Here is a 12,696-nt window from a genome sequence, read left to right on the forward strand (position 1 = left end):
TAATATTTTAAGATAAAAAAGTAGTGAGGTTGATTTCATGGAATCTCCCAACCGCGAAGATATTTTTTTCAGATATTCCAAAGGTGCTAATCTCATAGTAAAAGATTCTATCATAGAAGAATATAATAGGGAATTCATAGAATTACTTGGTTTGCCAGAGGATAAATTAGAAGGGCTTAGCCTAGGGGACATCATGGATACTAGGCCTTTAGGTAAGTTCGTTGAGGATCTGCATACAAATCTCAAAGTTGATGGTTCAATTATACCAGTGCTTGTGACATGCGTCCCACTTGGGGATGGGAGATCCTTCTTGTCAATGAAAATCAGTGAAAGACTATTAGCAGGGTTTAAATCCGTCTTCGAGTCCACTGTTGATGCAATACTCATAGTGGATGAGGATGGTAAGATTTTAGAGGCTAACCCAGCATTCTCTAAGGTATTCGGGTATGAGCGTGACGAGATCATAGGCCATGAACTTACCCTTATAATACCATCAGAGTTTCATGAAGATTTTAAGGAGATGATGGATAAGTTCAAAAGGGAGGGTGAGCATCCCCTCGCAGGCAGAATATTTGAAACTAAGAGTCAGAGAGCTGATGGAAGCATCATATCAGTTGAAATGTCACTAACTCCATGGACTTTCAATGGAAAAAATTATACTACATCCATTATAAGGGATATCACTCAGAGGAAGAAAATGGAAGAGAAGTTAAGGGCCAGCGAGGAGAAGTATCGTAGGATAGTTGAAAAATTCATACAGAATGCACTTGCACTTATAGCTGAGATAAAAAAATAATAAAATAAACAGATGTTAGAAAAATATTTAACCTATGAAAAATATCATAGTATTAGTGATTGTTTTTTAAAATTAGGGGAGGAATCTGGATAAAAATGACAGGCCAGGTTAAAAAGACTAGCATGAAAGAATCATTCTCATATGAAACTTCAAAGGACATAACAGTACCCAAAAGATTAATAGATCAGATAATAGGCCAGGAAGAAGCGGTTGAGACGATAAAAAAGGCTGCTGAGCAACGCCGCAACGTATTGCTCATCGGCGAACCTGGCGTCGGGAAATCTATGCTTGCAAAGGCAATGGCAGAACTGCTGCCAAGGGAACAACTCCAGGATATATTAGTCTACCCCAACCTCGACGACCCAAACAATCCCGTGATCAGCACAGTACCGGCTGGTGAAGGTAAAAGGATTGTGATGAGCCACAAAACCAGGGCGAGAGCCCAGGAAGAGAAGAAAAACCTCTTCATGATAGTTATAATAAGCTTCATACTCTTCATGGGGTTCATGCTTAAACAGTTCCTCGCAGCCATAATAGCCGCTGGGATAATCTTCCTAGCACTACAACAAATGAGACCACAGAAGACAATAATGGTACCGAAACTATTAATAAACAATGAAGGGAAAAAAACAGCACCATTCGTTGACGCGACTGGAGCCCATGCCGGTGCACTGCTAGGAGACGTAAGACACGACCCATACCAGTCAGGGGGTCTTGGAACCCCAGCACATGAAAGGGTAGAAGCCGGCATGATACACAAAGCCCACAAGGGAGTGCTATACATTGACGAAATAGGTACAATGAAGATGAAAACACAACAAGAACTCCTAACAGCAATGCAAGACAAAAAATATTCAATTACTGGGCAAAGCGAAACTAGCAGCGGGGCCATGGTAAGATCACAAGCAGTACCATGCGACTTCGTGCTCGTGGCATCAGGTAACCTACACGTGCTCGAGGGAATGCACCCAGCATTACGTTCAAGGATAAGAGGCTATGGATACGAGGTTTACATGAAAGACACCATGCCAGACACCCAAGAAAACAGGCAGAAGCTTGTACAATTCGTGGCACAAGAAGTGGAAAAGGATGGGCGGATACCACACTTTAACAAGGATGCGATAAAGGAGATCATAAGGGAAGCTCAGCGAAGAGCTGGTAAAAAGGATTCACTAACCCTTAGATTAAGGGATCTTGGAGGCCTTGTAAGGGCAGCTGGTGACATAGCAAAGAGTGAAGGCGCGGAACTCGTATCTAAAGAGCATGTGCTAAAGGCGAAGAAGCTTGCAAGGACCCTTGAACAACAGATAGCAGATAGGTACATTACCCAGAAGAAAAAATATAGCGTTTTCAAATCCCATGGGAGCGAAATAGGTAGAGTGAACGGACTGGCCATCATAGGGGATCGTAGCGGCATAATATTGCCCATAGCCGCCGAGGCAGCCCCTGCACAGAGCAAAGAAGAGGGTAGAATCATAGCAACCGGCAAACTAGGTGAGATAGCCAAGGAAGCCGTCCAGAATGTGAGTGCACTCATCAAGAAATATACTGGAACAGACATCTCCAATTATGACATACATATACAATTCTTACAAGCCTACGAAGGCGTGGAAGGTGACAGTGCAAGTGTATCAGTTGCGACTGCAGTAATATCAGCCCTTGAAGAGATACCAGTAGACCAGTCAGTGGCACTTACAGGATCTTTGAGTATAAGAGGGGATGTGTTACCGGTTGGTGGCGTTACAGGTAAGATAGAAGCCGCAGCAGAAGCGGGAATAAAGAAAGTCTTAATCCCCGAAGCTAACATGGATGATGTGATGATTGAGAAGAAATATGAAGGTAGAATAGAGATAATACCAGTGAAAAGCTTAGGGGACGTTCTTGAGCATGCGCTCATTGGTAAGGGTAAGGAAAGTCTGATAGAGAAAATGCAGAGGATAAGCGATATCATGCCAAAGGGTATAATAAAGAACCCCACAGCCCATTAATTCTTTTTTAGGGCTTCTGCTATGAGTGGAGCCACTGATACGACGCTGACCTCTGATTTTATGGTATCAGTGGCTATAACTTCTTCTACACCAGTTGAGAATATCCTTAGGAGAGCGTCATCAACGAGCACGGGATGTACACAGACTACTTTGATATTCATAGCACCTTGACTATGGAGTATCCTGGAAGCATTGACGATTGTACCCCCTGTACTGATAATATCATCAACTATTATAGCACTCCTACCCTCCACATTAAAATTTTTGAGGTGTGTTTCCACTTTTTCGGCTGAAATACGCACTTTTTCCATGTAATCATATTCACAGCCTATTATTCCAGCCATTGTCTTGGCATGGTCCAAAGCGCCTTTATCAGGTGCGATTATGATAGGATCATCAACCCTTGAGGATAAATGTTCTGCAAGGAGTGGTATGGCTGAAAGCTCATACGCTGGTATATTAAAAAATTTGATTATATTATGTTCATGTAAGTTGATGGAAAATACCTCATCCGCGCCCGCAGCTTCTAGTAATTCTGCTATTATCTTCACAGAAACTGCCTCGCCAGGTTTAAACCTTTTATCTTGTCTTGAATATCCAAGGTATGGTATCACGGCCTTCACTTTATCCGCGCCAATATCTTTAAGACTTTTTATTATTAAAAACAATTCCATGAAATTTTCATCTTGAGGATACCCTGTTGATTGGATGACAACAACCTCATCAGGGATTTCACCCTTTATTCTAATGTATCTTTCACCATCAGGGAACTTACGTGTTTCTATTGGACACAACTGGTCATGGAGTAGATTAGCAACCTTCGCGGCCAGGTTTTGAGATGCGGAACCCCCTATTATCAAGATAATCACCCCCTGCAAGAGAATATTTTAATATCCACATAAGACTTTTTATATCTTAACTTCCCCTATAGATAATATAAAATCCTTACTATATTAAACTCTGAGAGGTGTGATCCGTTTGCATGAACTTTCAATGGCTGATGCTATTATAAAAACAGTTATTGACGCTGCTGAGAAGAATAATGCCATAGAAGTATTAGAAGTTACAATCGAAATTGGAGAGTTAACTCTCCTTAACCCAGAGCAGATAAAGTTCATATTAGAAGTTTTAAGTGAAGACACTATACTAGAGGGTGCGAAATTTGACATTGAAATAATACCCGCCAAGATAGAATGTTCCTGCGGATATGAGGGTGGAGTAGCCTCTGATGATGGGCTGGATCATTATAATCCAATAATTTCATGTCCATCCTGTGGCAAGGGTGACTTTAAAATAATCGATGGGAGAGAATGCAACATCAAGAACATAAAAATTGAAAAGGAGGAATAATAATGCACAAGATTGCAGAGGTAGAAGTACAGAATGATATACTGATAGCTAACAAAAAACTTGCAAAACGTAATCAAAGAATACTTGACAGGGCAGGGGTCTTCGCAATAGACTTCCTTGGAGCTGTGGGCTCAGGCAAAACCACACTCATAGAAAAACTTATAGAAAGGATGGATTATTCAATAGGCGTGATAGCAGGTGACATCATAAGTAAATTTGACGCTGAAAGGGTTAAACGATACAACATACCAGTAGTGGGCCTTAACACCGGAAAAGAGTGCCATCTCGACGCGCACCTTGTAGAACACGGCCTTGAGGACCTCCCACTTGATAAGATAGATTTATTGTTCATAGAAAATGTGGGAAACCTCATATGCCCGGTTGATTTTGATCTTGGTTCACATATGAGGATAGTTATCATAAGCGCCACAGAGGGTGACGACACCGTCCAGAAACACCCACTAATCTTCAAAGAGGCAGATCTTGTAATAATAAACAAGGTGGACCTTGCAAATGCAGTTGGCGCAGACATTAACAAAATGGTGGAAGACGTATCAAGTATCAACCCCCATGTAAAAGTTATAAAAACTAGCCTAAAAAATGATGAAGGCATTGAAGATGTTATAGAAGCGATCTTAGAGGCCATGTAATCCCTCTCTTTTTTGGTGATCATGTGAAAGTATGGATTGACATAACAAACGCACCCCATGTAAGATTCTTTAAGGATATCATAGAATACTTACAAGAGGAAGGGGAAAATGTCATTATAACCACGCGCAAATTTGGGGACATACACAACTTAATGAAATTATTCGGATTTGATTTCATATCAATAGGCAAACATGGAGTCTCATTAGCTGAAAAATTAAAAGAGAGTACAAAGAGGGCTTATAAGCTTTCAAAGCTGATAATAGAGGAGAAACCTGATGTTGGAGTGTCTAAGCATTCGATAGAACTTCCAAGGGTGACCTTCGGCCTTAAAATCCCAAGTGTCTACATACTGGATAATGAACATGCACTAGCCGCTAATAGGCTAACACTACCATTATGTGAAAGGATAATAATGCCAGAGGTCATAGACCTTTGGGATGTTATAAAAATAGGTGCAGACCCAAACTCCATAATACGCTACAAGGGCACGTCAGAGATCCTGCACTTCCAAAACTTCAAATACAATGATAAAATATTCGAAGACCTTAAACTGGAACTGAAAAAGGAAAAGACAATCCTAATGCGGCCAGAACCAGCCCTGGCATCATACTTGGATGCTGATTGTCACAAATCAGTCCTCACACCCATAGTCGAGATGCTTAAGGATCATGCTAACATATTGATCATACCAAGATTCAGAGAACAAGCCGAATTATTCAAGGGATACGAGAATGTCACGATCCTCAAACCACCAGTGGATACTTTCAGTTTAATGAAAAAATGTGATCTTATGATAGGGGCTGGGGGTACTATGAACCGTGAAGCTGCACTTTTAGGAACACCAGTTATATCCTGTTACCCGGGCAAAACATTAGCAGTGGACAAATTTTATATAGAGAATGGTCTCATGCACAGATCAACTGATGTAGATGAAATAGTAAAACTAGCCCTAAGACTATTATTAGATGATAAAAAACCGCCAAAAATAGAAACAGATGACCTATTTAAGATAATAATCGAGAATATCTACAATGCAGTTAATAGAGATTAGTGGACTGGCCGGGATTTGAACCCGGGGCCTCCGCCATGCCAAGGCGACGCTCTACCAACCTGAGCTACCAGCCCCCCATATTCAAGATGATTATTAGAGTATTATATTATTTAAATTTAACCCTCCCATGTAGGTGGTATATTGAATATTAGGAATGTTAGGGAAGGGGATTTCATTAGGATAGCTGAACTTGCATGGAAATGTAAGCCAATGGCCACTGAGAGAAACTCTATATATCATCTGTTCACGAAATTTTTCTCAAGCACATCATTTGTAGCTGAAGAAGATCAGAGGATAATAGGATTCCTTTTAGGATTCATATCACAAGACAACCCAGAGGAGGCCTATATACATCTTTTATGTGTCCATCCAAGATTTAGGCGTGATGGCATAGCATCCAAGCTCCTAAAAGAATTCATAGAGACGGTTAAAATGAGGAATATCAAAAGAATATCCCTTATAACAAAACCGATAAACAAGAGGGCGATATCATTCTACAGAAAGCATGGATTTAAGGATTATGATGGCCCTGAAACTTGTAGGAATGGGGATGTGAATGTTTTCAAAGACTATAATGGTGAAGGGGAGGACATGGTCCTCTTTGAAAAATTATTTATGTGAGGTTAGTCCATATGGGGATTAAAGTTACAAGGGGGAGGATAGATTGCAATTAATCCCTCAAAACCATCTCCAACTGATAATAGAAGTGGCGATAATCTTGTATGCTGGTATGGTATTCTTATTTAATCTTGCCCCTATTTCCTTGGGATTTGTACTTTTCCTTTGCCTCCTTCTTGGTGTTATCTTCAATGTAATATTTGGAGTAGATATAATCTCCCTTTTCACATCATTTGGACAGCAAGAATATACTCACCCATTCGGGCCTTTGGCACTCATGACGATGATAACCGCATTAGCAGCTATAAACATGATGGAAGATGCAGGGGTTGATGTTAGAGGTTTGAAGGGATTCTTATACATTCTCATAGCTGGCATGACGATATTCGGGGGGCTGATGCACCGTTCATTCCTACTCTTATGGCTTCTCGGATTATTCATGGGTCTTGTCATAATCTCAAAGTCTTTCCGGAGAGAATCGGTTTTCACCTTTAAAAGGATTATATTGTTTATCGTAGTAGTTATAGTAGCATTCGGCTCCCTTGAATTAGTTTCGAGGATTTTCCAAATGTCCATTTTAAGCCCTTCTCTGAGGATACTAAGGATAGAGGAGAACGCCATCCCAAGCATAAAGATGGTGCTTAAGAGCACTTATCTTATTGGACACGATCCATCGTCATCCTATTGGGGGGATGCATCCCAGGGTTTCGCAGATGGGTACATTTCATTACCGTTGTCTTTAATATTATTTTTTGGGTTCCCATTCCCAGTATTCTCTGGTGTACTAGTAAGTAAGAAGGATATAATAGATTATATGCTACCTGGGATATTTGGTTGGGCTTATGACTTCGGATACATCACACTATTCTTTTTCCTACTTTGGTGTCTTAGTGTCATAATCCTCGGTTTCAAGTTGCTTCAAATTTACAGGTCTAAGAGGGAAGGGGGATTGAAGAGTTATCTTGGAAGGGAAGCTCTACTTATAGGTTCCTTGACAGCATTCATATCCCAGGCTATGGTAGGTCTTTTCATTGTTAATCGAAGTATTAATGGAACAGCACTTTTAACCTTCATATTCTTAAGTTCATTGATAGTCGCCCAAGCAGTTAAAATAAAAGGGAGTGTAACTTGATGAAAAAGATTCTAATATTTTTAGGTTGTCCCGAATCTCCTATACAAACACCACTTGCCCTATACCTTTCACATAAACTTAGGGGGAAAAATTATAGGGTAACTGTAACAGCCAATCCAGCCGCTTTAAGATTGCTTGAAGTAGCAGATCCTGCTAGATCATATTTGGATAAGACTTCAGATCTTGACTCCACCCTCAATGGTCTTTCAAAGGGCGAATATGATCTTCTATTCGGTTTTATACATAATGATGCTGCCCTTTCATATTTCATAACATTCAAGAGCATATTAGAGATCCCATCCATAGCGATAATATTTGGAAGGGATGCGGAGATCTTAAACATGCTTGAAAGGGAGGTTGAAGAGAATACAGATTCTTATATAGTGTCTGTAAGGGCTCATCACAACCCCAACCCATTGAAGGTGCGCATAGATAAACTCCTGGAGGAACTGGAGGATTAAAATGTCATTTTGTCTTGAAACTTATTTACAGCAGTCAGAAGATTATAAAATCCATATTTCAAGGGCCGGTTTCAGAGAATGTGCGAAGCTGATCAAGGAAAAGGCCGCGCAGGTCCTATATGTGAAGGCTGGTGAAAAAATCCTGGGAGCAAGACTTATAGGCATACCCCCAATACCAGTTGGTATCAACAAAGAAAAGAAAACAGTCATGATACCCTATACCAAACCATGCTATGGGACGGCTGTGGTCGAAATACCAGTAAAGGGAGAAGAAATAGAGAAAATAGAAAAGGTTGCGATAAAATAACAGGAGGTGCGGGTATATTATTAACGACAGTAGTTGGAAGTTATCCAAGCCAACCATCCAAACCAAGAAACTGGAGGGAAAAACTACTCAAAATCCTAGGATCTTATGATCCATACAAACATGCCATTAAAATAGCAGTTAAAGATCAAGTAAAGGCGGGTATAGATATAATATCTGATGGGCAAGTACGAGGTGACATGATAAGCATCTTCGCATCAAAAATCCCTGGGATGAAAGTCGACAATAGCACGTCAAAGATAATATCAAGGATACTACCACCCCAGAACCCCATAGGCGCCCAAGACCTCAGATTCTCCAAGAAAATCATTAAAAAACTTGGAGGCAAACAGGAGATTAAGGGTATAATCACAGGCCCCAGCACATTAGTCTACTCTTCAAGGATCGAAGGCTTCTATGATCCAGAAGATAAAAAAAGGGCGATAATGGACATGGCAGAAGCCCTAAAAAGAGAGGCATCATACCTTGAAGAGGCAGGAGCTTCAATGATACAAATAGATGAACCGTTCTTATCCACCGGTATCGTCAACATCAAAACAGCTAAAAAAGCGGTTAAAAGAATATCAGATGTTATAAGAGTCCCAGTGGCTTTACATGCTTGTGGAGATATAAAAGAGGTTTTTGAAGACCTTCTAAAGTTCAACGTGGATATAATAGATTGCGAATTCGCAGGAAACCCCAATAACCTCGAAATCGTCAAAGGTGCTGAACTAAAGAACAAAAAGGTAGGATTTGGATGTATCGACACAAAGAGCCAAAAGATAGAAACTATAGAAGAAATAAAAAGATTCATCAAAAAAGGCATAAAAATAATCGGAGAAGAAAAAATCATTATAGACCCAGACTGTGGAATGAGAAAACTCCCAAGAGATGTGGCATTCTCCAAACTCAAAAACATGGTGGAGGCAGCGAATGCCATACAAGATAACAGCCAATAAAATCAAAGATGGATGGCGAAAACTCGTAAAAAAGATAATGGATGAGGGCAAACTAATAGAAGACGAAAGAGGCTCAAAGACCCGCGAAATCCTCAACGCGATAGTGGAAATTAAAAAACCATTCAAAACCAACTTTTACCAGATAGGAGAAGAAATAGAAGCCCCGGAAGGATACTTCTGGAGTGGGGAGAAGCTAAAAGAATACGCAAAACAATTCCTCACACCAGACAGGCAAGGATTCATTTACACTTACGGTAACAGACTAAGAGGCCACTTCCAAGTCGACCAGGTAGAAGAGGCCATAAGAAGACTTAAAAACTTCAAAGGGACGCGTAGGGCTACAATGATCACGTGGGATCCGCGAATCGACACTAGAGAAGATGAAGTACCCTGCATGATACTCATAGACTTCAAGATCAGAGACGAAAAACTCCACACCACAGGAGTTTGGAGATCCCATGACATCTACGGGGCGTGGTTTCCAAATGCAGTGGGCCTAGCATACCTTGCAAGGTATGTTGCGAAAAAGACAGGAGTCAAAGTAGGCCCTATAACTATCCATTCTATCAGCGCCCACATCTATGAGGTTAATTTCAATGAAGCCAAAAAAATATGAGGTGATAAACTATGGTAAGCGTGAATTTAAGGGCTAAAAAAATCGTTGATGAGATGATATCAAAGGCAGACGACCTTAAAATCGAAGTACAAAAATTAGGTAATGATTCGGTGGTTATAGATTGTGGAGTGGAAGTTGATGGGAGTATAAAAGCTGGTGAACTCTACACAAAGGTTTGCCTTGGCGGACTTGCAGATGTTGGCATATCAATACCAGCAGACCTTTCCAAAAGATTGGCATTACCCTCAGTGAAAGTTAAAACAGACTTCCCAGCCATTTCAACCCTAGGATCCCAAAAGGCGGGGTGGAATGTTAGTGTCGAAGATTTCTCCGCCCTTGGCTCAGGACCGGCCAGAGCATTATCAAAGAAACCAAGGAAAACGTACGAGGAAATAGATTATGAAGATGATGCTGATATTGCGATAATAGCACTTGAAAGCGACAAGCTCCCAGATGAATATGTCACAGAAAACATAGCAGAAGAGTGTGGAGTTTCAACAGAAAATGTTTACGCCCTTGTAGCCCCAACAGCCTCAATTGTTGGTTCAATACAAATTTCGGGTAGAGTAGTTGAAAACGGCACCTATAAGATGATTGAGGCTCTAGATTTTGATGTTAAAAAGGTGAAATATGCTGCTGGGATAGCCCCAATAGCACCAGTAGACCCGGATAGATTAAAAGCGATGGGCAAAACAAATGATGCGGTGCTCTTCGGGGGTCGAACATACTATTATATCGAATCAGATGAAGGTGACGACTTGAAATACCTTGCAGAGAATCTTCCATCATCAGCCTCTAAAGACTATGGCAGACCATTCTATGAAATATTCAAAGAAGCTGGTTATGATTTCTACAAGATAGATAAGGGAATGTTCGCCCCAGCTGAGGTCTTCATTAATGATCTTCGCACAGGCGAAGTATTCAGAGCAGGTTTCGTCAACGAAGAGCTGCTCATAAAATCCTTCAACCTATAAAATTGGAGTTGGGGGATAATCCCCCCATATTAACCCTATATGCGATATCCACAATTTGAACAGTAGCCGTTTGGATCTCCATAACCAGCGGTACCTGTAGCATGGTAACTATAGGATCCGCAGTTTGGACAGACTAATAGGCCATCATCATCCCCATATCCACACTCAGGACACCTTGTACCCACATACCATGGGTAATATCCACAGTTTGGACATTTCTGGGCCCCTGATGGCCCTCCTGAATCCCCGCCACCAGTTTGGATGGTGGGCGGATCTGTGGTATTATTTTGTGGCTGGATGAGTGGCCATTGAATGCATCCAAAACAAGAGGTTAAAAGCACCATCACAGCAAAAATAGAAATCAAAAACTTTGCATCCATTTTTTTCTCCTCTAACATTTTTTGTGAGCATGACGCTCATTCTAGGAGGTGGAATTCCTAATAGATGATAAAATTGTCCTTTAGAACCCTCCCAGTCTAATATAATCTTCTTATGATATATATTTTTTCTTTTTGGAATGTTATCATATTGTGACTTTCACCCCCCACAGATTTATGGTTAGGACTTTATTGGTAGTCAATGGTAAGCCTTCTTGTTAAGTCCAAGTGTATGGGTCGAATTCTGATGGTGGTATGTACATTATCTCGGCATATCCTCTTCTGAGCAATTCTGCGTTGAGGTTCATATCATCAACATAAACTACAGCGAGTATTCGACCGTATTTGTCATAATTTTTAGCATCGTCAATGTCTAAATAGACTGTTTTACCTAGGCACATTTTCTCCACAAAATCCTTTGCTTCCCAGTATCCTGGTTGTCCACGTTCCGGGGTGTTAACGCCAACGAGGCGTATCCGTCCAACACCTTCAACATCTATTGTGTCACCATCCACCACATGATAACAGTAACCACTTGCTTCATATGCACTTTGATTACTCGTATTATTAGGAGGTGGGCTAGTTTCATTGCCTTTATCAACATTAAAGGTGATATTGTCCCCGGTGTCTGTTGAATCTGGTAACAGGCTCCCGATAACGACCAATATTAAAATTCCAATGCAGCATAATCCTGTTACTGTGGCTAGTGTAGTATTATCCTTTTTGGATACCATGAACTTCACTATTTTCCGAGTTTTTCGGCTACCGCTCTTGCGAATTCATCAGCCACATTTGGATTCTTTGCAGTTATTATATTCCCAGAGACTACAACATCTCTTTTCACATATTTGGCGCCATTTTCACCTAGTATATATTCGAGGCCGGGGTATATGGTGGCTTCTTTGCCATTTAGTATCTCTGCTTTTGCTAATATTGCAGGGGCTGCGCAGATCGCGCCTATGATCTTACCTTGTCTGTTGGCTTCTTCAACGATTTCGATGACCTTTTCCATGTTCGGATCATCTATTTTCCCAGTTACCCTATCGTATACTCCGCTTCCACCTACAAGTATTAGAGCATCATATTGGCCTATATCCTTTGGGCTCATATCTTCTATGTAGATATCATACTCTCTGTTTATCCTGTCAGCAGCTATGATAGTATAATTTCCACTTATTTTCTCGGCAGCCTCTAATTCTATGGGGTTGTACCTGTCAAATATGATAATAGCAACACGCTTATCAGTTAAGGGTTTCTCACTGGCCATGTAGAATGATAGGATGGCTATAATTGCTATGCCCACAAGGAGTATTATAAGGTACTCTTTCCGCATTAAAAACCCCCCAAGCTTATATGATATTATTTTTATCTTTTTATTGATAAGTTTAAGGGTCTTGGATGATAATTATATCCACTTTT

General features: G+C 40.7%; 16 protein-coding genes and 1 tRNA gene. 12 read left to right on the forward strand and 5 right to left on the reverse strand.

Features of this window, described 5'->3' with window-relative positions:
• Positions 1–37: 37 nt before the first annotated feature.
• Complete coding sequence (locus ACZ5XX_RS05600) at positions 38–796, forward strand: PAS domain-containing protein (protein ID WP_464583339.1); 759 nt, start codon at positions 38–40, stop codon at positions 794–796.
• 95 nt (positions 797–891) lie between these two features.
• The gene (gene lonB, locus ACZ5XX_RS05605) at positions 892–2,784 is read left to right on the forward strand and encodes an ATP-dependent protease LonB (RefSeq protein ID WP_464583341.1); all 1,893 of its coding nucleotides are present in this window, start codon (positions 892–894) and stop codon (positions 2,782–2,784) included.
• On the opposite strand, the gene ACZ5XX_RS05610 is transcribed toward lonB, so the two are convergent.
• Complete coding sequence (locus ACZ5XX_RS05610) at positions 2,781–3,644, reverse strand: ribose-phosphate diphosphokinase (protein WP_464583343.1); 864 nt, start codon at positions 3,642–3,644, stop codon at positions 2,781–2,783. The genes lonB and ACZ5XX_RS05610 overlap by 4 nt on opposite strands.
• A 118-nt stretch (positions 3,645–3,762) precedes the next feature.
• On the opposite strand from ACZ5XX_RS05610, the gene hypA reads away from it, so the two are divergent.
• The 3 genes from hypA to ACZ5XX_RS05625 are packed head-to-tail and all read left to right on the forward strand — an operon-like array spanning position 3,763 to position 5,836.
• Positions 3,763–4,134: a hydrogenase maturation nickel metallochaperone HypA gene (gene hypA / locus ACZ5XX_RS05615; RefSeq protein ID WP_464586252.1), complete on the forward strand. Its 372-nt coding sequence runs from the start codon at positions 3,763–3,765 to the stop codon at positions 4,132–4,134.
• A 2-nt stretch (positions 4,135–4,136) separates the two neighbouring features.
• On the forward strand, positions 4,137–4,784 hold the full coding sequence (gene hypB / locus ACZ5XX_RS05620; RefSeq protein WP_464583345.1) for a hydrogenase nickel incorporation protein HypB: 648 nt from the start codon (positions 4,137–4,139) through the stop codon (positions 4,782–4,784).
• 23 nt (positions 4,785–4,807) lie between these two features.
• Positions 4,808–5,836 carry a DUF354 domain-containing protein gene (locus ACZ5XX_RS05625; RefSeq protein ID WP_464583347.1) on the forward strand — a complete coding sequence of 343 codons (1,029 nt, stop codon included), beginning with the start codon at positions 4,808–4,810 and terminating at the stop codon, positions 5,834–5,836.
• On the opposite strand, the gene ACZ5XX_RS05630 is transcribed toward ACZ5XX_RS05625, so the two are convergent.
• Positions 5,837–5,910 (reverse strand) — tRNA-Ala (locus tag ACZ5XX_RS05630).
• A gap of 67 nt (positions 5,911–5,977) precedes the next feature.
• Between ACZ5XX_RS05630 and ACZ5XX_RS05635 the strand changes: the two genes are divergently transcribed.
• From ACZ5XX_RS05635 to mch, 7 genes are read left to right on the forward strand one after another with little or no spacing between them, the layout of a single operon-like run.
• A complete protein-coding gene (locus ACZ5XX_RS05635) occupies positions 5,978–6,457 on the forward strand; it encodes a GNAT family N-acetyltransferase (RefSeq protein WP_464583349.1) in 480 nt (159 codons plus the stop codon).
• 43 nt (positions 6,458–6,500) lie between these two features.
• Positions 6,501–7,586, forward strand: coding sequence for a hypothetical protein (locus tag ACZ5XX_RS05640; RefSeq protein WP_464583351.1), 1,086 nt, complete (start codon positions 6,501–6,503; stop codon positions 7,584–7,586).
• A complete protein-coding gene (locus tag ACZ5XX_RS05645; protein WP_464583353.1) occupies positions 7,586–8,047 on the forward strand; it encodes a DUF1890 family protein in 462 nt (153 codons plus the stop codon). The genes ACZ5XX_RS05640 and ACZ5XX_RS05645 overlap by 1 nt, the downstream gene beginning before the upstream one ends.
• A gap of 1 nt (position 8,048) precedes the next feature.
• Entirely contained in the window at positions 8,049–8,354 is a 306-nt protein-coding gene (locus ACZ5XX_RS05650; protein ID WP_464583355.1) for a DUF1894 domain-containing protein, read from the forward strand.
• Positions 8,276–9,310, forward strand: coding sequence for a methionine synthase (locus ACZ5XX_RS05655; RefSeq protein ID WP_464583357.1), 1,035 nt, complete (start codon positions 8,276–8,278; stop codon positions 9,308–9,310). Before ACZ5XX_RS05650 ends, ACZ5XX_RS05655 begins: the two co-directional genes overlap by 79 nt.
• Positions 9,285–9,926 carry a thymidylate synthase gene (locus ACZ5XX_RS05660; RefSeq protein WP_464583359.1) on the forward strand — a complete coding sequence of 214 codons (642 nt, stop codon included), beginning with the start codon at positions 9,285–9,287 and terminating at the stop codon, positions 9,924–9,926. Before ACZ5XX_RS05655 ends, ACZ5XX_RS05660 begins: the two co-directional genes overlap by 26 nt.
• 11 nt (positions 9,927–9,937) lie before the next feature.
• Positions 9,938–10,900: a methenyltetrahydromethanopterin cyclohydrolase gene (gene mch / locus ACZ5XX_RS05665; RefSeq protein ID WP_464583361.1), complete on the forward strand. Its 963-nt coding sequence runs from the start codon at positions 9,938–9,940 to the stop codon at positions 10,898–10,900.
• Positions 10,901–10,935: 35 nt separating this feature from the next.
• Here mch and ACZ5XX_RS05670 read toward each other — a convergent pair whose 3' ends face one another.
• The 3 genes from ACZ5XX_RS05670 to ACZ5XX_RS05680 form a co-directional block, all read right to left on the reverse strand.
• On the reverse strand, positions 10,936–11,244 hold the full coding sequence (locus ACZ5XX_RS05670; RefSeq protein WP_464583363.1) for a hypothetical protein: 309 nt from the start codon (positions 11,242–11,244) through the stop codon (positions 10,936–10,938).
• A 251-nt stretch (positions 11,245–11,495) separates the two neighbouring features.
• Positions 11,496–12,011, reverse strand: coding sequence for a thermonuclease family protein (locus tag ACZ5XX_RS05675; RefSeq protein ID WP_464586254.1), 516 nt, complete (start codon positions 12,009–12,011; stop codon positions 11,496–11,498).
• Positions 12,012–12,019: 8 nt separating this feature from the next.
• Positions 12,020–12,610, reverse strand: coding sequence for a DJ-1/PfpI family protein (locus ACZ5XX_RS05680; protein WP_464583365.1), 591 nt, complete (start codon positions 12,608–12,610; stop codon positions 12,020–12,022).
• Between the last annotated feature and the right edge of the window lie 86 nt (positions 12,611–12,696).

The organism is Methanothermobacter crinale (assembly GCF_055397825.1).

What these genes read in the sequence shown, in the direction of transcription:
- mch (WP_464583361.1), top strand. Translation starts at nt 9,938, where the DNA reads ATGGTAAGCGTGAATTTAAGGGCTAAAAAAATCGTTGATGAGATGATA.
- ACZ5XX_RS05655 (WP_464583357.1), top strand. Translation starts at nt 8,276, where the DNA reads ATGCTATGGGACGGCTGTGGTCGAAATACCAGTAAAGGGAGAAGAAAT.
- ACZ5XX_RS05650 (WP_464583355.1), top strand. Translation starts at nt 8,049, where the DNA reads ATGTCATTTTGTCTTGAAACTTATTTACAGCAGTCAGAAGATTATAAA.
- ACZ5XX_RS05660 (WP_464583359.1), top strand. Translation starts at nt 9,285, where the DNA reads ATGCCATACAAGATAACAGCCAATAAAATCAAAGATGGATGGCGAAAA.
- ACZ5XX_RS05645 (WP_464583353.1), top strand. Translation starts at nt 7,586, where the DNA reads ATGAAAAAGATTCTAATATTTTTAGGTTGTCCCGAATCTCCTATACAA.
- lonB (WP_464583341.1), top strand. Translation starts at nt 892, where the DNA reads ATGACAGGCCAGGTTAAAAAGACTAGCATGAAAGAATCATTCTCATAT.
- ACZ5XX_RS05670 (WP_464583363.1), bottom strand. Translation starts at nt 11,244, where the DNA reads ATGGTGCTTTTAACCTCTTGTTTTGGATGCATTCAATGGCCACTCATC.
- ACZ5XX_RS05675 (WP_464586254.1), bottom strand. Translation starts at nt 12,011, where the DNA reads ATGGTATCCAAAAAGGATAATACTACACTAGCCACAGTAACAGGATTA.
- ACZ5XX_RS05680 (WP_464583365.1), bottom strand. Translation starts at nt 12,610, where the DNA reads ATGCGGAAAGAGTACCTTATAATACTCCTTGTGGGCATAGCAATTATA.
- hypB (WP_464583345.1), top strand. Translation starts at nt 4,137, where the DNA reads ATGCACAAGATTGCAGAGGTAGAAGTACAGAATGATATACTGATAGCT.
- ACZ5XX_RS05600 (WP_464583339.1), top strand. Translation starts at nt 38, where the DNA reads ATGGAATCTCCCAACCGCGAAGATATTTTTTTCAGATATTCCAAAGGT.